24 protein-coding genes are annotated in these 24,129 nt (G+C 69.3%); 3 read left to right on the top strand and 21 right to left on the bottom strand.

The window, feature by feature from the left end; all coding sequences use genetic code 11:
• Positions 1-3: 3 nt before the first annotated feature.
• Positions 4-501 (bottom strand): MarR family winged helix-turn-helix transcriptional regulator, encoded by a 498-nt coding sequence (locus ABD260_RS28425; RefSeq protein WP_344238261.1) that lies wholly within the window; start codon positions 499-501, stop codon positions 4-6.
• A 74-nt stretch (positions 502-575) separates the two neighbouring features.
• Between ABD260_RS28425 and ABD260_RS28420 the strand changes: the two genes are divergently transcribed.
• The gene (locus tag ABD260_RS28420; protein ID WP_344238259.1) at positions 576-1,490 is read left to right on the top strand and encodes an EamA family transporter; all 915 of its coding nucleotides are present in this window, start codon (positions 576-578) and stop codon (positions 1,488-1,490) included.
• Here ABD260_RS28420 and ABD260_RS28415 read toward each other — a convergent pair.
• Genes ABD260_RS28415 through ABD260_RS28405 form a run of 3 tightly spaced genes read right to left on the bottom strand, consistent with a single transcriptional unit; the run spans position 1,437 to position 3,127 of the window.
• Positions 1,437-2,063: a helix-turn-helix transcriptional regulator gene (locus ABD260_RS28415; protein WP_344238257.1), complete on the bottom strand. Its 627-nt coding sequence runs from the start codon at positions 2,061-2,063 to the stop codon at positions 1,437-1,439. The two genes, ABD260_RS28420 and ABD260_RS28415, sit on opposite strands and share 54 nt — an antisense overlap.
• Positions 2,064-2,093: 30 nt before the next feature.
• Complete coding sequence (gene aroQ / locus ABD260_RS28410) at positions 2,094-2,540, bottom strand: type II 3-dehydroquinate dehydratase (protein ID WP_344238255.1); 447 nt, start codon at positions 2,538-2,540, stop codon at positions 2,094-2,096.
• Positions 2,541-2,545: 5 nt separating this feature from the next.
• Entirely contained in the window at positions 2,546-3,127 is a 582-nt protein-coding gene (locus tag ABD260_RS28405; protein ID WP_344238253.1) for a TetR/AcrR family transcriptional regulator, read from the bottom strand.
• Between the two features lie 58 nt (positions 3,128-3,185).
• On the opposite strand from ABD260_RS28405, the gene ABD260_RS28400 reads away from it, so the two are divergent.
• Positions 3,186-5,189 (top strand): HelD family protein, encoded by a 2,004-nt coding sequence (locus ABD260_RS28400; RefSeq protein WP_344238251.1) that lies wholly within the window; start codon positions 3,186-3,188, stop codon positions 5,187-5,189.
• 84 nt (positions 5,190-5,273) lie between these two features.
• On the opposite strand, the gene ABD260_RS28395 is transcribed toward ABD260_RS28400, so the two are convergent.
• The 7 genes from ABD260_RS28395 to ABD260_RS28365 form a co-directional block, all read right to left on the bottom strand.
• The gene (locus ABD260_RS28395; protein WP_344238249.1) at positions 5,274-6,395 is read right to left on the bottom strand and encodes a Gfo/Idh/MocA family protein; all 1,122 of its coding nucleotides are present in this window, start codon (positions 6,393-6,395) and stop codon (positions 5,274-5,276) included.
• Positions 6,396-7,218: 823 nt separating this feature from the next.
• Positions 7,219-8,313, bottom strand: coding sequence for a 3-dehydroquinate synthase (gene aroB / locus ABD260_RS28390; RefSeq protein WP_344238247.1), 1,095 nt, complete (start codon positions 8,311-8,313; stop codon positions 7,219-7,221).
• On the bottom strand, positions 8,310-8,810 hold the full coding sequence (locus tag ABD260_RS28385) for a shikimate kinase (RefSeq protein ID WP_344238245.1): 501 nt from the start codon (positions 8,808-8,810) through the stop codon (positions 8,310-8,312). Before ABD260_RS28385 ends, aroB begins: the two co-directional genes overlap by 4 nt.
• Positions 8,807-10,006 (bottom strand): chorismate synthase, encoded by a 1,200-nt coding sequence (gene aroC / locus ABD260_RS28380; protein WP_344238243.1) that lies wholly within the window; start codon positions 10,004-10,006, stop codon positions 8,807-8,809. Before aroC ends, ABD260_RS28385 begins: the two co-directional genes overlap by 4 nt.
• Before the next feature lie 93 nt (positions 10,007-10,099).
• Entirely contained in the window at positions 10,100-10,510 is a 411-nt protein-coding gene (locus ABD260_RS28375; protein WP_344238241.1) for a type II toxin-antitoxin system VapC family toxin, read from the bottom strand.
• Positions 10,507-10,770, bottom strand: a complete 264-nt coding sequence (locus ABD260_RS28370) for a type II toxin-antitoxin system Phd/YefM family antitoxin (protein WP_344238239.1) — start codon at positions 10,768-10,770, stop codon at positions 10,507-10,509. Before ABD260_RS28370 ends, ABD260_RS28375 begins: the two co-directional genes overlap by 4 nt.
• A gap of 51 nt (positions 10,771-10,821) precedes the next feature.
• Positions 10,822-11,022 carry a hypothetical protein gene (locus ABD260_RS28365; protein ID WP_344238237.1) on the bottom strand — a complete coding sequence of 67 codons (201 nt, stop codon included), beginning with the start codon at positions 11,020-11,022 and terminating at the stop codon, positions 10,822-10,824.
• A gap of 124 nt (positions 11,023-11,146) precedes the next feature.
• Between ABD260_RS28365 and ABD260_RS28360 the strand changes: the two genes are divergently transcribed.
• On the top strand, positions 11,147-12,262 hold the full coding sequence (locus ABD260_RS28360; RefSeq protein ID WP_344238235.1) for an ADP-ribosylglycohydrolase family protein: 1,116 nt from the start codon (positions 11,147-11,149) through the stop codon (positions 12,260-12,262).
• A 1-nt stretch (position 12,263) separates the two neighbouring features.
• On the opposite strand, the gene ABD260_RS28355 is transcribed toward ABD260_RS28360, so the two are convergent.
• The 10 genes from ABD260_RS28355 to ABD260_RS28310 all read right to left on the bottom strand — a co-directional run bounded on the left by ABD260_RS28355 (position 12,264) and on the right by ABD260_RS28310 (position 23,081).
• Positions 12,264-13,868 (bottom strand): BBE domain-containing protein, encoded by a 1,605-nt coding sequence (locus tag ABD260_RS28355; RefSeq protein WP_344238233.1) that lies wholly within the window; start codon positions 13,866-13,868, stop codon positions 12,264-12,266.
• A gap of 90 nt (positions 13,869-13,958) precedes the next feature.
• On the bottom strand, positions 13,959-14,663 hold the full coding sequence (locus tag ABD260_RS28350; protein WP_344238231.1) for a prepilin peptidase: 705 nt from the start codon (positions 14,661-14,663) through the stop codon (positions 13,959-13,961).
• A gap of 21 nt (positions 14,664-14,684) precedes the next feature.
• Positions 14,685-15,731, bottom strand: coding sequence for a DUF2330 domain-containing protein (locus tag ABD260_RS28345; protein WP_344238229.1), 1,047 nt, complete (start codon positions 15,729-15,731; stop codon positions 14,685-14,687).
• Positions 15,732-15,745: 14 nt separating this feature from the next.
• Positions 15,746-17,269 carry an FAD-dependent oxidoreductase gene (locus tag ABD260_RS28340; RefSeq protein ID WP_344238227.1) on the bottom strand — a complete coding sequence of 508 codons (1,524 nt, stop codon included), beginning with the start codon at positions 17,267-17,269 and terminating at the stop codon, positions 15,746-15,748.
• Entirely contained in the window at positions 17,256-18,080 is an 825-nt protein-coding gene (locus ABD260_RS28335) for a shikimate dehydrogenase (RefSeq protein ID WP_344238225.1), read from the bottom strand. Before ABD260_RS28335 ends, ABD260_RS28340 begins: the two co-directional genes overlap by 14 nt.
• Entirely contained in the window at positions 18,081-19,307 is a 1,227-nt protein-coding gene (gene mltG, locus ABD260_RS28330) for an endolytic transglycosylase MltG (RefSeq protein WP_344238223.1), read from the bottom strand. It lies immediately after the preceding gene.
• Positions 19,304-19,762, bottom strand: coding sequence for a Holliday junction resolvase RuvX (gene ruvX, locus ABD260_RS28325; RefSeq protein WP_184831700.1), 459 nt, complete (start codon positions 19,760-19,762; stop codon positions 19,304-19,306). The genes mltG and ruvX overlap by 4 nt, the downstream gene beginning before the upstream one ends.
• Positions 19,763-22,432 carry an alanine--tRNA ligase gene (gene alaS / locus ABD260_RS28320; protein ID WP_344238221.1) on the bottom strand — a complete coding sequence of 890 codons (2,670 nt, stop codon included), beginning with the start codon at positions 22,430-22,432 and terminating at the stop codon, positions 19,763-19,765.
• 5 nt (positions 22,433-22,437) lie between these two features.
• Complete coding sequence (locus tag ABD260_RS28315; protein ID WP_344238219.1) at positions 22,438-22,674, bottom strand: DUF6167 family protein; 237 nt, start codon at positions 22,672-22,674, stop codon at positions 22,438-22,440.
• The gene (locus tag ABD260_RS28310) at positions 22,671-23,081 is read right to left on the bottom strand and encodes a DUF948 domain-containing protein (RefSeq protein WP_184831693.1); all 411 of its coding nucleotides are present in this window, start codon (positions 23,079-23,081) and stop codon (positions 22,671-22,673) included. Before ABD260_RS28310 ends, ABD260_RS28315 begins: the two co-directional genes overlap by 4 nt.
• Positions 23,082-24,129: the final 1,048 nt, after the last annotated feature.

Genomic DNA, 24,129 nt, shown 5'->3' with positions numbered 1-24,129 from the left:
GGCTCAGTCCCGCTTGTCCCCGAGCGACTCCAGCAGGCTTCTCAACAGACCTGCCAGTTGCTCTTGCTCGGCAGCGGACAGTCCGGCCAGGAGCTGCTGCTCGGTGTCGACATGGGTCGGTAGCACCTTGTCGATCAGCTGCAGTCCCGCGTCGGTCAGGGTGACCAGTACGCCGCGGCGGTCGGTTTCGCTGGGCGCCCGCGTGACCAGCCCCCGCGCCTCCAGCCGGTCGAGCCGCTGGCTGATCGCGCCCGAGGTGACCATCGACGAGTGCATCAGGCCGGCCGGCGTCAGGCTGTGCTCGGCGTTGCTGCGCCGCAGGGTCGCGAGCACGTCGAAGGACGCGCGGTCCAGGTCGTGCTTCGCGAAATTCCGCCGCAGCTCGGCGTCGAAGAGCGCGCCGAGCCGGCTCATCCGCCCGATCACCCCCATCGGGGTGGCGTCGAGATCGGGCCGCCGCTCGCGCCACTGCTCGAGCACCAGGTCGACGTGATCTGCCATCCACCCACCCTACCGCCGGATTGCTTAGCGATGAGAGATTTGAAAGTTGCTTAGCGGTGAGATACTTTGTCTTAGTGCTAAGCAATCGACGTTTCATCCTCCTGCTGGCGACGGCAATCGCGCCGATGCTCTGGGGTACGACCTACCTGGTCACCACTGAACTCCTCCCGCCACACCGCCCTCTCCTGGCCGCGCTGCTCCGTGCACTGCCGGCCGGACTCCTTCTAGTCGCGATCACCCGGGTGCTGCCGCGCGGTAGCTGGTGGTGGCGCGCACTAGTCCTCGGCACACTCAACATCGGCGCCTTCAACGCACTGCTGTTCGTCGGTGCCTACCGGCTGCCTGGTGGCGTCGCCGCAACAGTCGGTGCGATCCAGCCACTGCTGGTTGCCCTCCTGTCGGCCGGACTGCTCCGCCAGCGCCTCTCCGTACGCACTGTCCTCACTGCGATGGCCGGTGTCTTCGGTGTGGGCCTACTAGTGCTCCGCGCAACCGCACAGCTCGACATGTGGGGCGTACTCGCGGCTGTAGGCGGTGCGGTCGTCATGGCGTTCGGCGTCGTACTCAGCAAGCGCTGGACGTCTCCCGCTCCCCTACTGGCAACTACTGGCTGGCAACTGGTTGCCGGTGGGCTAGTACTGATCCCGGTGGCGTTCTTGGTCGAGGGCGGCATCCCCGCACTCACCCTCCGGAACCTGGCCGGCTACTCGTACCTGGCCCTCTTCGGTTCAGCTGTCGCGTACGCCCTTTGGTTCCGCGGCCTGCGGGAGCTCGCCCCGACCGAGGTGACCTTCCTGGGCCTGCTCAGCCCGGTTGTAGCGACCACACTGGGTTGGTTGGTGCTCAACCAGCACCTGATCGCCCTGCAAGCGCTGGGCGGCCTGATCGTCCTGGCGGCGCTGGTATCAGCCCAGCTCCGTGGCCGCCGACGGGTGCTAGATAAGCCCTTGCCGCAGGGCGTAGGCGACTGCGTGCGAGCGGTTTCGTAGCTGCAGGCGGCTGGTCACGTCGTGCAGGACGTTCTTGACGGTTCGCTCCGAGTACGACAGCGTGCGGGCGATCTCCTGGGTGTCTTTGCCATCGGCAACAAGACGGAGCACCTGTGTCTCGCGGTCGGACAGCACCGACTGCTTCGGTGGGGCGGGCAGGCGCGACACGGTGCCCAACAGCCGGCCGAGCAGTACGGGCGGCAGGCTGACGTCATTCGCGGCAGCGGCCTGCACGAGGCGCACTACTCGGTCAGGTGTCGCGTCAGCTCGCCGCAGTACGCCGGACACGCCTAGGTCGACCGCACCGAGTAGTACCTCGTCGCCTCCGATCAGTACGGTGCGTTGGCAGCCGCGGCGCGTGACCTCACGCAGTACCTGAATCGCACTGGCATCCAGTGCATCAACGGCGACCAGGGCCACCCCTGGCGGGGCAGTGCGCCGCGCTACCAGTACGTCCAACTCGTCGTCACTGAGTAGACAGACCTCCGGCCGTACCCGGAGCGTGTGAACCAACCCGACCTGCGACAGCGGGTCCAGCGCCTGCACCCAGACCGGTATGCGTTGTTCCGTCATACCTACTCGATGCCCGAAAGGGCACGTTGGTTATGACTCCAGGCTGGTAAGTGCGCGGAGCGCCAACCGGTACGAGTCGAGGCCGAAGCCGGCGATCGTTCCGGTGGCCACGCCGGCCACCACACTGGTGTGCCGGAACTCCTCGCGGGTCGCCGGGTTGGTCAGGTGGATCTCGATCAGCGGAGCGGTCCGCTGCGCGATCGCATCCCGCAGCGCGTACGAGTAGTGCGTGAACGCCGCTGGATTGAGTACGACCGGCGTACTGCCGTCGGCCGCCTCGTGCAGCCAGCCGACCAGCTCCGCCTCGTCGTCGGTCTGCCGTACCTCGACCTCGAAACCGAGCTCGGCGCCGGTCTTCTCGCACACGCCGACCAGCTCGGCAAAGGTCGTCGTGCCGTACTTCTCCGGCTCCCGCGACCCCAGCCGCCCGAGGTTCGGCCCGTTCAGCACCAGCACTCGCCTGCTCGCATCCGTCACGGCACTCACCCTAGCCGGGCGAAGGCGGTCTCGGCCTCCGCCACCGCGGTCGTGTACCGGGCGGTGGCCGACTGCCCTTCGGAGAGCGCGCGCCAGTTCCGGTACGCGAGGATGCGCTGCGTCGACAGCACCTGCGCGGCCAGCAGCTCCGCTTCGAGATCACCACCCAGTACGCCGGCCAGCGCCCGCTCGTCGGCGTCCATGAACTGACGCAACCTGGTCGCGAGCGCCGGAGTGGTGAAGACGAGGTTGTAGTACGCGAGCACCTGCGGATGGTCGTTCAGCCCGGTTGTCGGCTCGCGCTTGGCGAGACCGGTGAGGAAGTGCGTCCGCAGCGCCTGCACCGGCGGCTCCGGCGCGGACTCGACGATCCGCGCCGCCTCCTGCCGGTGGTCCGCGATCCGGTGCATGACCAGGTCTTCCTTGGTCGGGAAGTACTTGAACAGCGTCGGCTTGGACACGTCGACGGCCGCCGCGATGTCCGCGACACCGACCTCGTCGAAGCCGTGCTCGAGGAAAAGCGCGATCGCCGCCTGGGACAGCGCGTCGTACGTCTGCTGCTTCTTGCGCTCGCGAAGTCCGGTCACACGGACATGTTAACCTAGGCAAAAGATTGACCGAGTTAATCTTTTGCGGAGGAGAGCAATGCGGGACATCGACGCGGAGCGGGCGTACGCCGACGAGTGCCGGGCGGCGCTGCGGCGAATGGTCAGCGGGGCGCGGGAGAACGTGGCGGTCGGCGAATACACCTGGGGAGACCGGTTCACCGCCGAGAGCCTCGGGTTCTACCTGAAGACGCTGGCCCGGGACCTGGCCGAGGAGGGCGACGACCCGCCGTTCTTCGGGCTGATCAGCTACGGCGCGGAGGCCGGTGAGCACAGCCGGCAGACGTACTACCTCGGCCGCCGGCACATCGCGGACGCGATCGGCCGACCGCCGATGGTGATCGACTGGCGCGCGCCCGTGTCGGCCGGCTTCTACCAGGCGTCCGCAGTGCAGCCCCGCGGCATCGACACCCGGCGCCGGTTCGGCTGGTCCGCGAACACGCTGACCAGTTTCGAGGACGAGCACCTGCGTACGGGCGTGCCGTCCGCGACCGGCGAACTGGTGCGGCGCGAGATCGAACGCGCCCGCGTCGGCCCGATGCGCGACATCGTCGCCACCATCCAGCCCGAACAGGACACCCTGGTACGGACCGGACTCGACGCATCGGTCTGCATCCAAGGCGCACCGGGAACCGGCAAAACCGCGGTCGGCCTGCATCGCGCGGCCTTCCTCTTGTACGCGTACCGGTCCCGCCTGCAGCGCAACGGCGTACTCGTCCTTGGACCGAACCGGGCGTTCCTGCACTACATCTCCGCCGTCCTTCCGACGCTCGGCGAGGTGGACGTCGAGCAGACGACGGTCGAGCAGCTTCTGGATCGCGAGGTCCGCGCGACGGATCAACCAGCCGCTGCCGTGGTCAAGCACGACGTACGAATGGCGGGCGTACTGCGCAACGCCGTGTACGCGCGGATCGGCCGGCCGGACCAGGCTGTCGTGGCGAGCGATCAGTCGTACAAGTGGCGCGTCAATCAGCACGAGTTCGCCGAGATGGTCATCGAAGCAGAGGCCTACGCGACGACGTACCTGACCGGACGGGAACGCGTGATCGCGCGAGTGGTCGCCGCGCTGCAACGGCAGGCCGAAGCGCGCGGGCAGAACTGCAACGGCGCCTGGCTCCGCCGGATGGCACGGACAGTGGCGCCGGATGTCGACGCGGTCTGGCCGAACCTGAAGGCGGACGAGGTCATGGCCGAACTGCTCAGCGACGCCGATCAGCTGGCGGCCGCCGCAGATGGCCTGCTGTCGAAGGACGAGCAGCGGTCCATCAGTTGGCCGCGACCGCGCAAGGCCAAGAGCGCGCGGTGGACGGCGGCGGATGCCGTACTGCTCGACGAGGTCAGCGCGCTACTGGAGCGCGGCGCGACGTACGGCCACGTGATCGTGGACGAAGCGCAGGACCTCTCCCCCATGCAGTGCCGCGCGATCGCCCGGCGCAGTGAGCACAGCTCGATCACCGTCCTCGGCGACCTGGCCCAAGGTACGACGCCATGGGCCGCGACCGACTGGCGTACGCAGCTCACGCACTTCGGCAAACCGGCCGCGGAGATCGTTGCCCTGAGCACCGGCTACCGGGTGCCGGCGACCGTTGTCGAGCTGGCGAACCGCCTGCTCACCGCGCTCCACGTCGATGTCCCGCCGACCACCTCGTTCCGCTCCGACGGGCGGCTGACCATCACGGCCGCCGACGACCTCGCCGTCGCGTGCGTGACCGCCGTCCGGGACGCGCTCGGCTCCGAGGGATCGATCGGGGTCATCGCCGCTGATCACCAGCTCCCGGGGCTGACCGACGCGCTCAAGGCGGCGGGGATCGAGGTGTCGGCTCCGGAGGACGACGGCCGGGTGGCCGCGGTCCCGGCAACGCTCGCGAAGGGGCTCGAGTACGACCACGTGATCGCCGTAGAGCCTGCCGAGATCATCGCGGCTGAACCGCGCGGGCTGAACCGGTTGTACGTCGTACTCACCCGCGCGGTGTCGCGACTGCACGTCGTACACAACCAACCGCTGCCGATGGAACTAGCTCCTGGGGCGACCCGGCCGAGTTAGCTCCAGGGGCGCCGAGGCCCACCCGGCCGAGTCAGCTGGGGCTTTGCGGGCCGAGCTAGCTCCGCCGGGACCCTTCCGGCCGAGTTAGCTCCAGGGAGCGCCGGTGCCCTTCCGGCCGAGTTGGCTCCAAGGGGCGCCGGGGCCGCCCATGCGGTGCGCGTACGGGGTGCCGGGGGCGAGCTCGCCGCGGTGGATCGGCTTGTCGGTGAACGCTGACGCGTAGATGGCCGCCGCCAGTTCAATCGTGTTCCTCGCTTCGGCGAGGGCGACCGGGGCCGGCGTACCCGCTGACTTGGCGTCCAGGATCGCAGCGAGCTGCGCGGAATGCCCGCTCGCCACATCGGGCAAGTCAGTCGACCAGGCCGTCGCGACCTCGTCGTGGCCCGGCGCGGGCGTGATGGTCCAGTCGGGGTTCTTGTAGCCATACAGATGCTCGAGCTCGACGGTCGCGTGCTCGCAGTCGAAGCGCAACTGCGAGGTCTGCCGCGGCGACACGAGCGAGTTGACGATTGACGCGACCGCGCCGTTCTCGAACGTCACCAGCGCCATCGACACATCCTCGGTCTGCGTCGGCCGCGCCTGCCGCGCCGCGAATGCGGTCACCTTCCGCCAAGGACCCAGGATCGACAGCAGCAGGTCGTACTGATGGATGCCGTGCCCCATCGTCGGACCGCCGCCTTCGACGTCGAACGTCCCGCGCCACGGCACCGCGAAATACTCGTCATCGCGATACCAGGCTGTGTTGCACAGGGCAACCAACGGCCGGCCGAGTACACCGTCCACGAGCAACTCACGCAGCCGGACCGCGCCGGATCCGAACCGATGCTGGAAGACGCAGGCCACCTGCGCCGCGGACTTCCGCTCCGCCGCCAGCAAGATGTCGAGTTCGTCCAGGGAGAGCGTCGGCGGCTTCTCCAAGTACACGTCGACATCCGCCGCGAGGCACTCCACCGCGAGCGGTACATGCGAGCTCGGCGGCGTACACAGATGAACGAGGTCGACCTCCTCGGCGGCGAGGAGGGCAGTCAGGTCCGGGTACGTCGCGGGGATGTCCCAGCGGGCGGCGAACTCCTTCGCCCGACCGAGGTCCACGTCGACGGCCGCGACCAGCTCAGCCCGATCCGGCAACGACTGAACGGCCCGTGCATGCGACCCAGCGATCCCACCGGTCCCGACAATCGCAATCCGATGCTTACGATCAAACATATGGAAAGCCCTTTCCGAAGCAATCTCAGCATCCTCACCGCCCCACCCCCCACCAACAACCCCCTGCCCACCATGTGACCGCCCACCCACCCCACCCGCACCACCACCACCCCGTCTGAGGGGTCAGCCCCTCAACCAACGGGTTGACCCCCAAGAATCTCCCGGCCAAACCCACCACCTCAGGGGCCAACCCCTCAGCCGACACAGGCCCGGGCCGGGCCGACGCGGACCGGCGCAAGGGCGGCGCAAGGGCGACGCGAGGGCGCGGCCGACGCGAGGGCGACGCGAGGGCGGCGTCGCTGGACGGCGCTGGACGGCGCGGCGCGGCGATCGTTTGAGGGGTCGACCCCTCGGTTGATGGGTTGGCCCCTGAGAATCTCGCGGCCAAACCCACCAACTCAGGGGTTGGCCCCTCAGACGTCGCAGGACCGGGACGGGACGGCGCGGGACGGCGTGGGACGGCGTGGGGGCGGCGTGGGGCGGTGCAGTGCGGTGCGGCGCGGGCATCGGCTCAGGGGTCGGCCCCTCGGTTGATGGGTTGGCCCCTGAGAAACTCGCGGCCAAACCCACCAACTCAGGGGTTGGCCCCTCAGACGTCGCAGGACCGGGCGGGCCCGCGCGGGGCGGCGCGGGGGCGGCGCGGGGGCGGGGTGGGGGCGGTGCAGGGACCGGGCGGGACAGCACAGGAGAGCGCGGCGCGGCGCGGCGCGGGACGACGGCGCAGGACCGGGGCGGCGCGGCGCAGGGCGGTGGCGCGCGGGTGGGGTGGGACGGCGGCGCGCGGGTGGGGTGGGACGGTGGTGCGCGGGTGGGGTGGGGCGGGTTAGGTTAGTTCGGTGTAGGCGGCTATTAGGAGGCTTGGGTCGGGGGACTCGAGGATGGTTGGTTTGGCCAGGGCGTCCAGGACTACGAAGCGGAGGCGGTCGGCGCGGGTTTTCTTGTCGAGCTTCATCGCGTCTTGGAGGTGCGGCCAGGCGTCGGCGCGGTATGTGACCGGCAGGCCGAGGGACTCCAGTACCGTCCGGTGCCGGTCGGCGGTGGCGTCGTCCAGGCGGCCGGCGGCGCGGGCGAGCTCGGCGACGAAGACCATGCCGATGCTGATCGCGGCGCCGTGGCGCCACTTGTACCGCTCGACTCGCTCGATCGCGTGGCCGAGGGTGTGGCCGTAGTTCAGCGCCTCGCGGCCGATCGCGCCGCCTGCCGCGGTGGTCCGCTCGCGCAGATCGGCGCCGACGGTGTCCGCCTTCACCTGGATGGAGCGGGCGATCAGCTCCTCGGTTGCCGCGTACGCCGGGCTGGTGACGCCGGCCGGGTCCTTCTCGACCAGATCGAGGATTACCGGATCGGCGATGAAACCGCACTTCACGACCTCGGCCAGGCCGCTGACGTAGTCGTTCGCCGGCAGGGTCTCGAGCGCGGCGAGGTCGCACAGTACGCCGGCCGGCTCCCAGAAGGCGCCGACCAGGTTCTTGCCTTCGGCGGTGTTGATGCCGGTCTTGCCGCCGACTGCCGCGTCGACCATGCCGAGCAAGGTGGTCGGGATGTGTACGACCTTGACGCCGCGCAGCCAGGTCGCCGCGACGAAGCCGGCCAGGTCGGTGGTGGTCCCGCCGCCGACGCTGACGACCGCGTCCGACCGGGTGAAGCCGGCCTGCCCGAGCACCGACCAGCAGTACGCGAGCACCTCGGCGCTCTTTGCTTCCTCGGCGTCCGGGATCTCGATCGCGTGTGCCGTGTACCCGGCGCTGGTCAGATCGTCGCGGATCGCGTCGCCGGTGGATCGCAGCGCGCGCGGATGGATCACCGCGACCCGCTGCACGTCATCGCCGAGCAGGGTGGGCAACTCGCCGAGCAGGTTGTTGCCGATCACCACGTCGTACGGCGCGGCGGCTGCGACGCGGATGCAGGTCGTACTCATCCGAGCTTCTCCAGGATCTCGTCGGCGATCTGCTCGGGGGTCTTGCCGTCAGTACTCACGGTTTGCGTGGCGACCTCGTCGTAGAACGGGCGGCGGGCTTCCATCAGATTGCGCAACTGGGTCCGTACGTTCCCGAGCAGCAGCGGGCGGGCAACGCTCAGACCAACGCGCTTCGCCGCTTCGGTCAGGCTGACATCCAGGAACACGACGTGCTGCCCGGCCAGGTCCGCGCGGGTCTCGGCGTCCAGGATCGCGCCGCCGCCGAGCGACAGGATCTCACCGTCGGCCTGCAGCGCGGCCGTGATCGCCTCCCGCTCCAGCTTGCGGAAGTGCGGCTCGCCCTCGTCGACGAAGATGTCCGAGATCGGCTTGCCCGCGGTCGCCTCGATGTCGGCGTCGGTGTCGCGGTGCTTGACGCCGAGCCGCGTGGACAGCACCGCGGCGATCGTCGACTTGCCCGATCCGGGCGGGCCGACCAGGACGGCTCTCGGGCTCACTCCCACTCCCGCGGGGTGATCGTGGCCGGCAGATTCGCCAGGTACGTCTGGTGGTTGCGCGCGGTCTCCTTGACCGAATCGCCGCCGAACTTCTCCAGCGCGACCTCGGCCAGCACCAGCGCCACCATCGCCTCGGCGACGATCCCGGCGGCCGGTACGGCGCAGACGTCCGACCGCTGGTGGTGCGCGGCGGCGGCCTCACCGGTGGCGGTGTCGATGGTGCGGAGCGCCCGCGGAACGGTCGCGATCGGCTTCATCGCGGCGCGGACCCGGAGCGTCTCGCCCGTACTCATGCCGCCCTCGGTACCACCCGAGCGCCCGCTGGTGCGGCGGACCGTACCGTCCTCGGCGACGATCTCGTCGTGCGCCTGCGAACCCGGCGTCCGGGCCAGGTCGAAGCCGTCGCCGACCTCGACGCCCTTGATCGCCTGGATGCCCATCAGCGCGCCGGCCAGCTTGGAGTCCAGCCGGCGGTCCCAGTGCACGTAGCTGCCGAGGCCCGGCGGGAGACCGTCCACGACCACCTCGACCACACCGCCGAGGGTGTCGCCGGCCTTCTGCGCGACGTCGATCTCGGCGACCATCTGCTTGCTCGCGTCCGGGTCCAGGCAGCGCACCGGGTCGGCGTCCAGCTTCGCCACATCCGCATACGTCGGGATCACGCCGTACGGCGCCTTCACCGTACCGAGCTCGACAACGTGGCTGACGATCGTCACGCCGTACGCCTGCCGGAGGAACCGGGCCGCGACCTCACCGAGCGCGACCCGGGCCGCGGTCTCGCGGGCGCTGGCCCGCTCGAGCACCGGGCGGGCCTCGTCGAAGCCGTACTTCTGCATGCCGGCCAGGTCAGCGTGACCGGGCCGCGGGCGGGTCAGTGGCGCGTTCCGGGCCAGGCCGGCGAGCGTGTCGGCGTCGACCGGGTCGGCGCTCATCACCTGCTCCCACTTCGGCCACTCGGTGTTGCCGACCTGGATCGCGCACGGGCTACCGAGCGACAGCCCGTGCCGGAAGCCGCCGACGAAGGTCACCTCGTCCCGCTCGAACTTCATCCGGGCACCCCGGCCGTAACCGAGCCGCCGACGGGCAAGAGCATCGGCCACGTCCTCAGTCGTGACCTCTACTCCGGCGGGAAGACCTTCAAGTACAGCGACGAGCGCCCGTCCGTGCGACTCGCCGGCCGTGAGCCAACGCAGCATGCCCCAATCCTTTCACGCCCAACCCACCACCCGGACAGCGGTCTCACCAGCACTCACCAGCACTCACCAGCAGTCACCACCGCTCACCACTGCTCAGGATGCGAACGGATTCAGCACCCGCGCGCCGGAGCGTTCGACGTCGGCAGTGTTCCGGGTGACGAGAGTCCAGTCGTGCACGAGCGCGGTTGCCGCCATCAGCCCGTCGACCACCGGCAACGGGGTCGCCGCGTTCAGCCGGCCCCACGTATCGGCGATCTCCTGGCTGATCGGAACGATCCGGTCGGAGTATCCCTTCACCAGGCGCTCGCACCAGCTCTCGATCGCCGCAGCCTGCTTCGGGTCGCGGCGGGCCAGCCGCTCGACCCCTTGCCGGAGCTCGCCGACGACCAGCACGCTGAGGAACAACTGCCCGGAGCGAACCGTCTCCAGCCAGCCGCTCGCACCCGCGTTCGGCGACTTCCGGCGGAACTCCGAGATGACGTTGGTGTCGAGCAGGTAGCTCACTCGAAGTCGACCGTCCGCGCGGGAGCCGGCGAGCGCTCGAGATCGAGCTCGCTCAGATCTGGAGCCGCGCCCAGAAAACTCTTGAAGTCCACCACTTCCACTCCAGTCATCCGCCGGTAGTCCACGATGTCCAGCACGACGGCGACCTGCTGCCCGTGCTTGGTGACGAACTGTGGACCCTCTGTGCGGACAGCCCGGATCAGCTCACTGAAATGCTGCTTCGCCTCTTGCAGCTGCCACTGTCCCGCCGTAACCGTCATCACCGTCTCCTTGTCGGAAACAGTCTAGACAGACTGGACAGAATTGCCAAGTCAGCGGCAGGTGCGGCTGTCGGGGGTGGGGCCGGTGCGGACGGAGAGGACCATGTCGAGGGTTTTGATGATCGGGGAGTCGGCGCAGGTGGTGCTGGCGTTGGCTGCCTGACCACCGGCGATCGCGGCGCCGGTGAGGGCGGTGGTGGCGACGGCCGCCACTGCCAGCCGGCCGGCGAGACGACGGAATGCGGGGGTCATCGTGCGCTCCTTCTTCGGTTCGGTTGCCTTGTACAACGACAGTAGAAGCCGAAGGCGCCGCGCGAACTGGCCCTGAGACCCGTCTTGGGGGTGGTGCCAGCGCTACCCCCGATAGGGTCCTGGCATGAAGCGGCAGGACGAGGAGACGTGGCGGGCGCGGGTGCGGGGGTGTCTGCTGGGTGGGGCGATCGGGGACGCGCTGGGTGGGCCGGTCGAGTTCGAGGACAGCCGGTCGATCCTGGCGAAGCACCCGGAGCTGGTCCGGACCTTCGTGGACGGTGGCGCCGGCTGGCCGCCGGGGACGATCACCGATGACACGCAGATGACGCTGTTCACGGCCGAAGGGCTGATCCGAGCGAGCGTACGGACCGACCGTGGGCTCGGTTTCACGGTCGCGGTCGTCCAGCACGCGTACGACCGGTGGCTGGACACCCAGACCATGTCCGGCCCGAGCGGCGAGCGGGACGGCTGGCTGCAGGGTGAGCACTGGCTGTACGCCCGTCGCGCCCCCGGCAACACCTGCCTGCACGCACTGACCGAGGCACGCAAAGGCGGCGACCGGATTCCGCAGTTCGGTGCACCGGCGGTGAACGACTCGAAGGGCTGCGGCGGCGTCATGCGGGTCGCGCCGTTCGGCCTGCTCCCGGCCGTCTACCCGACCGAGTGGGTGTTCGACTCGGCCGCGGCCGCCGCCGGGTACACGCACGGGCACCCGACCGGCAAACTCGCCGCCGGCGCCCTCGCCGCGATCGTCCACGAGCTCTGCGCCGGCGCCGGCCTGGACGAGGCGCTGACCCGAGCCATCAGCATCCTCGTCCAGCACGACGGCCACGACGAGACCAGCGCGGCGCTCACCTTCGCCCGGCACCTGGCCGCGACCGCGCCCGCCAACCCGGTCACCGTCGAGCGCCTCGGCGGCGGCTGGATCGCCGAAGAGGCGCTCGCCATCGCGGTCTACGCGGCCCTCGCGTACCCGGAACCCGGCCAGTTCCTGGACGCACTGGCGCTGGCCGTCACGCACTCCGGCGACAGCGACTCGACCGGCGCGATCTGCGGGAACCTGCTCGGCACCCTGCACGGTGAGACGGCTCTCCCCGCGGAGCTCGTCTTCACCGTCGAAGGCCGGCCGGCCATCCTCCAGCTCGCCGACGACTTCGCGCTGGAGTTCACCGAGGGCGCTCGCCTGCACGGCGACTGGGGTCCGTTCACCGCATGGACCACCCGCTACCCGGGCTGGTGAGTCACCGCGGCTCGATCGAGAGCTTGTGCTTGAACACGTTCCGCGGGTCCCACTTCGCCTTGACCTGCTGCAGCCGCGGGTAGTTGCCCAAGTAGTACAGGTCGTGCCACGGAACACCCGACTTGTTGTGCGCCGGGTCCGCCAGATCCACATCCGGGTAGTTGATGTACGACCCCGCGTTCACCGCATTCGGTACGGGTACGCCGCCGGTGTCCTTGTAGATCTCCTCGTACACCTTGCGCAGCCAGTCGACGTGCATCTTGTCCTCGCCGGCGTCGTCCCACCCGGCCGCGAGCACCATCTTCGCCATCACGTTCCGCTGCGCGGAGGCGGTCGCGTTCGACGGGACGGTGTTCACCTTGCCGCCGTACGGCACCAGCAGCAGGGACGATCCCTTGCCTTTGTACGCGCTGTCGGTCAGCCCACGGTAGATCGCCTGGATCTGCTGGTCGGAGTACCCCTTTCGCAGGTATCCGGCCTTGTACTTCCCCCGCTGCGGGTTCGGTGTGTCCTCGATCGATCGCTGCATCGTCAGGTGCAGGAACGGCCCGACCCCCTGGTCGAGAACCTGCGGCTTCGGGTCCGGTACGCCGGCCATCATCGCCGTGTTGAACGCGTCCATCAGACCAGCCGAATCCGGCGCGGCCGCGTCGAGCTGGGCCGAGAGCAGGAAACCCCCGGCACTGGTGTGAGCGAGGATGAACGGCGCATAGAGCGTCGCGTACGGCGAGTCGGCCGTGTTGTGCTGCTCGTAGAAGTCGAACCAGTTGCGGACGATCCGGGTGAATCCGGCCTGGGTGGTGGTCTTCCAGTCGTACACCAGGACCGTCGACCGCAGCGCGGCCGGTGCCTTGGGCAACGATTCGGCCGGCGTCCGGCCGGACGGTCCGGCGGAGCGCATCAGGTACCGGGTGACGACGCCGAAGTTGCCGCCTCCGCCGCCGGTGTGCGCCCACCACAGGTCGCTGTGCGCGTTGTCGCGGGTCGCCACCACCGAGCGGGCCCGGCCGCGCGCGTCGACGACCACGATCTCCACACCGTACAGATGGTCGACGACCGAGCCGAACTTGCGGGACAGCGGCCCGTACCCACCACCGCTGAAGTGACCGCCGACGCCGACACCGAGGCAGCCGCCGGCGGGCACGGTCACGCCCCAGCCGTAGAACAGATCCTTGTACACGGTCTCCAGAACCGCGCCCGCGCCGATCGAGAACGCCCGGTACTGCTGGTCCCAGGTCACCGCGTCGAACGTCGACATGTCCAGCAGCACCTCGATGTCGCTGCTGTCCACGAAGTCCTCGAAGCAGTGCCCGCCCCCACGGACCGCGATGCGCTTACCGCTGCGTACCGCCTCCTGCACGGCCGCGACGGCGTCCGCGGTCGAGCGGATCACCCGTGCGTACTGCGGGGTGCCGACGAAGCGGCGGTTCGTTCCGCGCAGGACCAGGTCCTGATACCGCGCATCGTCCGGCAGAATCTTGTCGCTGATTCCCGGGCCGATTCCTGGGCCGGAGCTGGGCGAGGCGGCGGAAGCGGTGCCTGGTACAGCGAGGGCCGCACCGGCGACCGCGGTTCCGGCCAACAGACCACGACGGCTTACTGGCATTGAGATTCCCTCCCGAGAGTTCGAATGCTTCGACCCTAGGAAGCCCGGCCGTGCTCGCACATCAACCATCTGGCTGAGTGTGTGGATCAGCTATCCGGCGTACAACCGCTCCAACGGAGCCCCGAGCAGTACGCCGGCCAGCGCGCCGACCAGCATGAACGGCCCGAACGGGACCATCTGCTTGCGCGTCATCACCCGCGTGACGATCAGTACGATGCCGACGACCGCGCCGAAGAAGAACCCGCCGTACAGACCGGACGCGAACTGACCCCAGCCGAGCCAGCCGAGCGCCAGGCCGAGGACACCCGACAGGCGTACGTCGCCGAACCCGACGCCGCGCGGAAACGCGAACCACAGCACGTAGAACACCACGAACCCGATCACGCCGGCGATCGCCGCGCGCCGCAACGAGCCCCACTCCCCCGTCGCCAGCGCCGCACCGACCAGGCCGAGCACGACCACCAAGTACGTGGGCCAGATGATCGCCGACGGCAGGAACCGCGTCCGCGCGTCGATGTACCCGAGGATCGCACCGGCGACCGCCAGCATCAGCCACGTCGGCAGTACCGCGTCGAGTCCGAGCAACCAACCGAGCAGTCCGCCGGACGCGGCCGCCAGTACGCCACACCAGATCGCTCCGCGTCGCCCGGCCAGCGACGCGTACGGGACTTTCGTCTCGCCCTCGTCCAGCACCGGCTCCGGAATCCGCCGCAGCAGCCACGGCCCGAGCACAGCCGCGACGGAACCGCAGCCGACCACCCCGATCCCCGCAGCAAGCAACCCGTTGTCCGGCACGACCCAGGAGCCTAGACGATGTCAGGACTCCGCACGTCGCGCCGCTCGGCGGACCTGGCGTCTGGCCAGCAGCGCCGCGCCGCCGCCGATCAGCAGGAGACCGCCGAAGACTACGCCGATCGTGCTCCAGAGGCCCTCGTTCCGGGTGATGACGTGCACCCGCTGGTACGCGTCATCGTTCGCCGCGGGTGCGAAGGTGAAGTCGTCGGTGATCCGCCCCGGATCGGAGTAGTTGACCGTGTAGGCCGTCAGGTAGTCAGCCGGCTTCGGCAGCGCCTGGTCCTGCACCCGGCCGGCGAACAGCAGCTCCGGCTGGACCGCCGGGTCCGGGAGCTTCGTGGCGTCGACCCGGTGCTCGGTGGCGACGTACACCGTCACGCGCTGGGAGGTCGTGGCGCCTTTGCTCAGCCTCATCGGGTACACGATCCGGTCCGACGCGAACGTCAGCCGCAGCGGCGGGGTCGCCCCGGTCAGGGGCTCACCGTCCTGTCTCGGGGCCAGTTTGACCGCGACGATCTCCCACTTCTCGGTCAGGTACGGAGTCAGGTTCGCCGCGAGCGTCGGCGGCACGACGTACCCGTTCGTCCGCAGCCAATTCGTCACTGCGGTCCCGCTCGACCCGTCCAGCCTGGCCACCGCGAACGGCCCGAGCAGCATCTCCTGCCGAACGTTCACCCCGGCGCCGGGCGCCGGCGCTCCTGCCGTGTTGCGGCCGGAGCCCATGATCCCGAGGTTGCGGAACGGCCAGTACGTCGTCCGGTGCACGATCTTCGGCCGGGTCATCCGGTCCAGCCGGTAGAACAGATCGCCGTCCCCCAACTCGACCTTCGCGGCGGCAGGCACCGGCATGATCCAGGCCGCCTTCTTCGCGGAACCGTTGACCGCCATCGACAGCGTGATCCGCTCGGTCCCGCCGGAGTGCTCAACCAGCGCGTTCTCGCCGTACGCCCTGGCCCGCGACTCCACGTCCGGCAGGAACCCACCGCAAGCACACGCCCACGCGGGCGTCACCCCAGCCGCCACCAATCCAGCTGCCAGCACACCCGCGACCACTCGCCAAAGCCTCACGGGCCGAAGACTAGCTACGCAAAGGTGTACGGGGTGTGGAAGAAGTTGGTTGGGTCGTACTTCTTCTTCGTGGCGGCGAGCTTCGCGGAGCTGGCGCCGTAGTACGACGTGACCGCGCGGCCGGCTTCGAGATAGTTCACGTACGCGCCCGCCGACGCCGCGCGGACCGCTCGATGCCCGTTCGCGATGAAGGTCTGCGCGGTCGTGCCCTGCGCCGACGAGTACCACTGCACCACGCCGAGAGCACTCCGCCACGGCCACGACGAACCGCCCGCCGGCTGTTTCGCGGCCTGTCCGCCGAGCGGGTCGAGGATCGCCGACGCCGGCGTCTTCGCCCGCGCCGCCGCCTTCACCGCACCGAGCAGCGCGGTGATCGTCGCGGCATCCATCGGGCCCTTGAGTACGTCAGAGCCGGCGAGGAACCCGGTCCGCGGACTGGTCGTGCCGCCGCCGAGGTACTTCACCGCTTCCATATGCGACTTCACCGTGATCGTTCGTGCCGAGGCCTTCGCGCCGACGAACGACTCGAGCTGCGCCGCCGCGGCCGACGCGTTGCCGGTGGTCGAGACACCAAGCACGTGGATCGACAACGTACCGTTGCTCTTGGCATCGATATGCAGATTGCCCCACGAGGTCGTCGGCGCGCTCTGCGCGAACTTCTGCCAGCCCCGCACCACCGCCGCGGCCTGCGACTCCGGCCAGGTCAGCCGGAAGAAGCCGAGCTTCGTCGCCGGAATGGTGGCGAACCGGAACGTCGTCACCACGCCGAGATTGCCGCCCCCGCCACCACGCAACGCCCAGAACAGCTCCGGGTCGGAGGTCGCGCTGACGTTGTGCGACCGGCCGTCCGCGGTGAAGACGCCCATCGACACGACCCGGTCACAGGTCAGCCCGTACGTCCGCGTGTGGATACCCATCCCGCCGCCGAGGGTGAGGCCCGCGACGCCGACCGTCGGGCAGGTACCGGTCGGCAGCGAGCGACCGTACCGGTCCAGGAAGGCGTGTACGTCGTACAGCCGCGCGCCCGCGCCGACGGTGAGGATGCCGTTCGAGTAACTCATGCCGCGGATCGCGCCGACGTCGACCTGCATCCCGTTCGCGATCGTGGACGCGCCGACGTACGAATGACCGCCGCTCTTCGGGACCAGGACCAGCTTGTTGGCACGGGCGAAGTTGATCGCCTTCTGGACGTCGGCCGCATCCGCCGCCTTCACCACGGCGGCCGGCCGGACGCTGTCCCAGCGCGGGTTGAACAGTTGGTGCGCGGCCGCGTACCCGGATGAAGCCGGCAAGTAGAGCCGGCCCTTCAGCGAACGGGCGAAGGAGTTCCAGTTCGGCGCGGCGGTGAGCGTCGGCGCCGACTCACTGGCCGACGCCGCCGAGCTGGCTGGGCTGCCCGAACTGGACGTCATGCTGCTGGTCAACTGCGGCGGGCTGGTGGCCCCTGCCGCGTCCTCTTTGGCCTTGCAACCGGTCAGTGTCACCGCGGCGGCGGCGCCTCCGGCCTTCAGTACGGTACGGCGGTCAAGCAGACTCACGATCCCCCAACTCCTCACGCGCGGCCACCCTCATGGCCGCCAGAGGAGCCGGCGACCTACCCGTCATCATCTCCACTTGGAGGGTCGCCTGATGCACGAGCAGGTCAAGTCCGTTCAACAGCTCTGTACCGATCCGGTGCGCCGCGATCGCCAGCTGCGTCGGCCACGGGTGGTACGCGACGTCGAACACCACCGGCGCGACAGCGGCGAAATGCTCCGCCCACGGATCGACCGCGCCACCGGGCAACGTCGAAACACACAGGTCGAAACCGCCGATCTGCTCGACCTGGCTGAAGTCCGCGACCGACGTCCGGAGTCCCAACTCCGCGGCCAGGTCGAGTAACCGCTCCGCTTTCGCCACGTCGCGCACCACAACGGTCACCTCGGCGACCTGCATCCCGCGCAGCGCGGCCAGCGTCGACGCGGCAGTCGCGCCACCGCCCAGTACGACCGCACTCTCCGCGGCGGTGATCCCACGCTCGGCGAACGCGTTCACCAACCCAGGGACGTCGGTGTTGTGTACGGACCGTGTGCCGTCCGGCTCGAACAGCATCGTGTTCGCGGCACCGATCAGCTCCGCCACCGGATCAACCGTGTCAGCCAGCTCCAGCGCGACGCGCTTCAACGGCATCGTCAGCGAAAGCCCGCGGACCTCGGCACCGAGCGACGCGACGAAACCGCGCAGCTCGTTCTCCTCGACCTCGTACGCGTCGTACGACCAGTCCAGCCCGAGCTCGGCGTACGCGGCCCGGTGCATCGCCGGCGACAGCGAATGCGCGATCGGCGAACCGAGCACCGCACACCGCGTCACCTAGCACCGGCCCTTGTGCGCCTGGCACCAGGTCTGCAGCTTCTTCACGTTCGCCTGATGCTCCGCGGCCGAGCTCGCGAACGCGGTCTCGCCGGTGTCCAGGTTGACCAGCGTGAAGTACAGCCAGGAACCCGCCGCCGGGTTGATCGCCGCGCGCAACTCGTCCCGGGTCGGCGAGTTGATCGGCGTCGGCGGCAGGCCCTTGTACTTGTACGTGTTGTACGGCGAGTCCGTCTGCCGCTGCTCCGGGGTGGTGAACACGCCACCGTCCCGGCCGACCACGTAGTGGATGGTCGAGTCCATCTGCAGTTTCATCCCGGCCTGGAGCCGGTTGTAGATGACCCGCGCGACCTTCGCGTAGTCCTGCGGGCGGTTGGTCTCGGCGCCGATGATGCTGGCCACGATCACCGCCTGGTACGGGTCGAGCTTCTTCCGTGACGCGGTGTTCACCAGATCCAGCGACGCGGCGTTCTTGGCGTAGTTCGCGGTCAGCAGCTTGAGCATCGTGTACGCGTTGGCGCCCTTCGGCACGTCGTACGTCCCCGGGTAGAGGAAACCTTCCGGGTTGCCCTTCGCGTACGCGGGCAGGCCGAGCGAGGCCGGATTGTTCAGCGCGGTCGAGGCCGCGTTCGCCGGCAGTTTCAGCTTCGAGTTCTGCAGGATCTGCGCGATCTCGGCCTTGGTCTTGCCGGCCGGGAAGCTGATCCGCATCACCAGCACCGATTTGCTCGTGTCCAGCATCAGCGTCAGCGCTGCCTTCGCGGACATGTGCTGGCGCAGCGTGTACGTCGCGGCCTGGATCTGCAGCGACCGCGGATCGTCGCGGGCCACCCGCTCGAACGCGCGGGCGCTCTTCACGACTTCCTTCTTCTCCAGCGTGTCCGCGATCGACGAGACGCTCTGGCCGGCGGTGATCTGCACCGTCACCGTGCCGGTGCCCTCGCCCTTGTAGTCGGGCGCGGAGAACAGGTTCGCGAGCGCGTCCTTGCCCTTGCCGAAGCCGAGCACCGCGCCGGCCACCAGGGCGCCGACGACGATTAGCGACACCAGGCCGGCGAAACAGCCGAAGGCCCGCCGGGACCGGGCCCGGCGCCGGTTCGCGCGGCGCTCGACCCGCGACTCGGCGCGCAGCCCGAGGCCGCTGCCGAGGTCACTGCCGTCGCTGCCTTCTCGCTCGTCCAGGCCGTCGCTTTCGTTCAGGTCCGAGTCCACCGATGGTCCGTTCACAGGGGCCTCCCCGGCGGGTTGCCGGTCTCGCGCTCGACGTCGAGCGCATGCTGCAGGATCACGACGGCGGCGGCCTGGTCGACCACCGCGCGCCGCTTGGAACCCTTCTTACCGCGTTCCCGGAGCATCCGTTCGGCGGTGACCGTGGTGAACCGTTCGTCCACCAGCCGCACCGTCGTCGCCGCGTTGCCTTCGTGCACCTTGGCCCGCACCTGTTCCGCCGTCTCCCGGATCTTCACCGCGGCCGGACCCTCGCCCCCGGACAGGGAACGCGGCAGCCCGACCACGATCTCGAACGCCTCCAGTTCGGCGGCGAGTGCCGCGATCCTATCCAGATCGCCCGGTCCACGCCGGACCGTCTCCACCGGAGTGGCCAGGATTCCGTGCGGATCGCTGCTGGCGACGCCGATCCGGGCGTCCCCGATGTCCAGCGCGATCCGCACGCCACGTCTCATCTAGCCTGTCACCTGGTGACCGATGGCGTGCTCGACCGCCGCCAGCGCCGCCTCGGCACCGGCCGGATCGGTACCGCCACCCTGCGCGACATCGTCCTTGCCGCCGCCCCGGCCGCCGAGCTTCTCGGCCGCGACCCGGACCAGGTCACCGGCCTTCAGCCGCCACTCGCGGGCGGTGTCGTTGAGCGCGATCACCACGCCGGGCTTGCCGTCGTTCACGCTCAGCACCGCGACCACGGCCGGCTTGTCGTTCGGGATCCGGCCGCGGACGTCCAGCGCCAGCTTGCGCAGGTCCCCGCCGTTCACGCCGTCCGGCGCGCGGTGCCCGACGTACTGGACGCCGAACACGTCCTTCGGCGCGCTCGCCAGCTCGGCCGCGGCCTGCAGCACCTGCGCCGCCCGGACGCGCTCCAGCTCCTTCTCCGCCGTACGCAACCGCTCGGCGAGGTCCGCGACCTTGGCCGGAAGCTCCTCCGGGCGGGTCTTCAGGTTCTCGCTCAGCAGCCGGACCAGCGCCCGCTCGCGGCCGAGGTAGTGCAGCGCCTCCATGCCGACGAACGCCTCGATCCGGCGGACGCCCGCGCCGACCGACGACTCGCCGGTCACCGTCACCGCGCCGACCTGCGACGAGTGCTTCACGTGCGTACCACCACAGAGCTCACGTGACCATGGTCCACCGATCTCGACCACGCGCACCTGCTCGTCGTACGTCTCACCGAACAGCGCCAGCGCGCCCCACTCACGGGCCTCCGGCAGCGTCATGTACTGCGCGGACACCGGCAGGTCCTGGCGTACGGCCAGGTTGGCGACCTCTTCGATCTCGGACCGGGTCGCCGGGTCCAGCGCCGACGACCAGGCGAAGTCGAGCCGCAGGTACCCGGGCTTGTTGTACGAACCGCTCTGCAGCGCGTTCGGGCCGAGCACCTGACGAAGCGCGGCGTGTACGACGTGCGTACCCGAATGTGCTTGGCAGGCCGAGACGCGCCACTCGTGATCCACCGCGGCGTGCACGTCCAGCCCCGGGCGCAGGACGCCTTCGAGGATCTCGGCCTTGTGCACGATCAGGCCCTTGACCGGGCGCTGCACGTCCAGCACCTTCAGCTTCACGCCGTCGGCGACGATCACGCCCTCATCGGCGATCTGACCACCGGACTCGGCGTAGAACGGCGTCTTCTCGAGCACGACCTCGACCGTCTCGCCCTGCTCGGCGAACTGCGCGACCGCGCCGTCCCGGAGCAGACCGCGCACCTGCGAGTCGCTGGCCAGCTCCTGGTACCCGGTGAACTCGGTGACGCCCTTCTCGCGCAGCTCCCGGTAGCCCGAGGTGTCCGCGTGACCGGCCTTCTTCGCGCGCGCGTCCGCCTTGGCCCGCTCGCGCTGCTCCTTCATCAGGCCGCGGAAGCCCTCGGTGTCGACGTTCAGGCCCTGCTCGGCGGCCATCTCGACGGTCAGGTCGATCGGGAAGCCGTACGTGTCGTGCAGCTGGAACGCCTTCGCGCCCTCCAGCTGGTGCGCGCCGGACGCCTTGGTGTCGCGGACCGCCACGTCGAAGATGGTCGTACCAGCCGTCAACGTACGGCGGAACGCCTCCTCCTCCGCGTACGCGACCTGGCTGATCCGGCCGAAGTCGGTGACCAGCTCCGGGTACGACTTCTTCATCTGCTCCAGGCTGACCGGAAGCAGCTCCACCAGGCTCGGGTCCTCGTAGCCCAGCAGCCGCATCGAACGGATCGCCCGGCGGAGCAGCCGGCGCAGTACGTACCCTCCCTGCTCGTTGCCCGGCGTCACGCCGTCGCCGATCAGCATCAGCGCGCTGCGGACGTGGTCCGCGATCACCCGGAACCGGACGTCGTCGACCTGCTCGGCACCGTACTTGCGGCCGCTCAGCTCGGACGCCTTCTCGATCACCGGGTAGATCTCGTCGATCTCGTACATGTTGTCGACGCCCTGCAGCAGGTACGCGACCCGCTCCAGACCGAGACCGGTGTCGATGTTCTTCTTCGGCAGCTCGCCGAGGATCGGGTAGCCCTCCTTGCCGCCACCCTCACCGCGGATGTTCTGCATGAAGACCAGGTTCCAGAACTCCAGGTAGCGGTCGCCCGCCTCCCAGTCCCGGTCCGCGCCGAACTCCGGGCCGCGGTCGATCAGGATCTCCGAACACGGGCCGCACGGACCCGGGATGCCCATCGACCAGAAGTTGTCCTTCATGCCGAGCCGGACGATCCGGTCGTCGGGCAGCCCCGCGACCCGCTTCCAGATCTCGATCGCCTCGTCGTCCTCGTAGTACACCGACGCGTACAGGACCGACTCGTCGAAGCCGTAGCCGCCTTGATTCTGCGGCTTGGTGACCAGCTCCCAGGCGTACTCGATCGCCTTCTCCTTGAAATAATCGCCGAAGGAGAAGTTGCCGTTCATCTGGAAGAACGTGCCGTGCCGGGTGGTCTTGCCGACCTCTTCGATGTCGAGCGTCCGGACGCATTTCTGCACACTGGTCGCCCGCGGGTACGGCGGGGTCTGCTGACCGACGAAGTACGGCACGAACTGGGCCATGCCGGCCACGTTGAACAACAGGTTCGGGTCCGGCGACGGCAGTGGCGCGCTCGGCACCACGGTGTGGCCGCGGTCCTCGAAGAACTGCAGGAACCGCCGCCTGATCTCACTGGTTTCCATGGGTGTTACCGGTAGTCCTCACGATCGTTGGTCTGCTCGATGCCGAGCGCGTCCCGGAGCTCGGTCTCCCGCTCCGCCATGCCCTCACGGACCTGGTCGCCGAAGTGCCGGACCGCCGCGGCCAGCTTGGCCGTGGACTCCTGGACACTCTCCGGAGCGAGGATCTGAGCCTTCTTCTTCAGTCTGGTGACGGCGTACACGCCGACGGCGATCCCGATGATCAGCCAGAAGATCCGCTTCACCGCTTCCGTGCCTTCCGCTCGGCCTTCATCTCGTCCTTGACCCGCCGGGACACGTCCTTGCGCTGCTGCTCACCGAGCGCGCGCCGGACCCCGTACGTGAACGCGGCCGCCTTCACCAGCGGACCGCCCGCGGTCGCGGAGAACAGCGACATCAGCGCCGCCGCGTTCGTCGTCACCGTGGTCGCGTTGTCGGTGATCGTGTCCACCTTCGCCAGCTGGGCGTTCGTGGTCGCGACCGTGGTGGTCACCTCGCCGAGCAGCGGCACGCTGGAGTCCGAAACACCCTTCACCATGATCCGGGTCTCGTCGAACACCTTGCCGAGCTTCAGGATCGGATAGGCCAGCAGACCCACCAGAATGAGCAGCGCGCAGGCAGCTATCAGCCCCGCGACTTCACCGACGCTCATGAAAACGATCCGCCTTCCGCTAGCGACCTCCTGGACCGCCCGACCTTATCGCGCGCCCATATCCCACCCAGCCCCAGGACACCATCCCGCACATCACAGTCCCCCACCAAACCACTCCACCCAGTCAACACCACCCCACATAACCCACCACCACACAGGAGCATCCGCCCCCCTCTCCACCCAGCAACCACCTCGCATCCGAACAACTCCCGCCGACGCATCCCCTGACACATCAGCCCCGGCAGCACAACAGTTCCCCAGCCGCAGCTTCCCGCCGCGCACCCTCCCTCCGCGCAACTTTCCGCCGTGCAGCTCGGGTAGCGCAGCAGCTCCCGACCGTGCAACTCCAGCCAGCGCAACAGCTCCCGGCGGCGAAGCAGATGTCAGCACAGCAACTGTCGACGCGCAGTAACTGTCGACGGCGCAGCAGCTCCTGTCGTAGCACCTGCCGGCAGCGCAGCAACTCCCCACCATCCAACTCCGGCCGTGCAACTCCAGCCAGCCCAACAGCTCCCGGCGGCGGAGCGGATGTCAGCACAGCAACTGTCGACGGCGCAGCTCCCACAGCGCAGCAGCTCCCGGTGTAGCACCTCCGGGGCGCAGCAGCTCCGCACCATCCAGCTCCGGTAGCGCGGCTCCGGTAGCGCGGCTCCGGCAGGGCAGCAGTCCTCGGCGCAGTAGCTGCCGGCGCAGTACACCCCGGCTCGCTGTGCACCCGGTGGTACCTCTTCCCAGCTGCCTTTTCAGCGCATTGCCGTCAGCCCGGTGATCCCGGTGGTGGGATGGTGCTGGGGGTTGGGCTGGGGGCGGGGGTGGTGCTGGAGTTCGGGGTCGGGCTGGGCGCCGGGGGTTGGGTTGGGGATGAGGTCGGTTGCTGGGTTGGTTGCTGGGTCGGGGTGGTGGGTTGGGGTGTCGGGCTTGGGGTGGGGCTTGGGCTCGGTGCGGGGGTGGTTGGTGGGGTGGGGAAGAAGGTGTGGCTGGGCGCGGGGGTGGTTGGCGCGGGGCGGGTCGGGCTCCAGGGTGGGGTCGGGGCCGAGGTGGTCGGGCC

This window comes from Kribbella hippodromi (assembly GCF_039531045.1).
Taxonomy (GTDB): domain Bacteria; phylum Actinomycetota; class Actinomycetes; order Propionibacteriales; family Kribbellaceae; genus Kribbella; species Kribbella hippodromi.
This window is presented reverse-complemented; position numbering and strand designations above follow the sequence as displayed.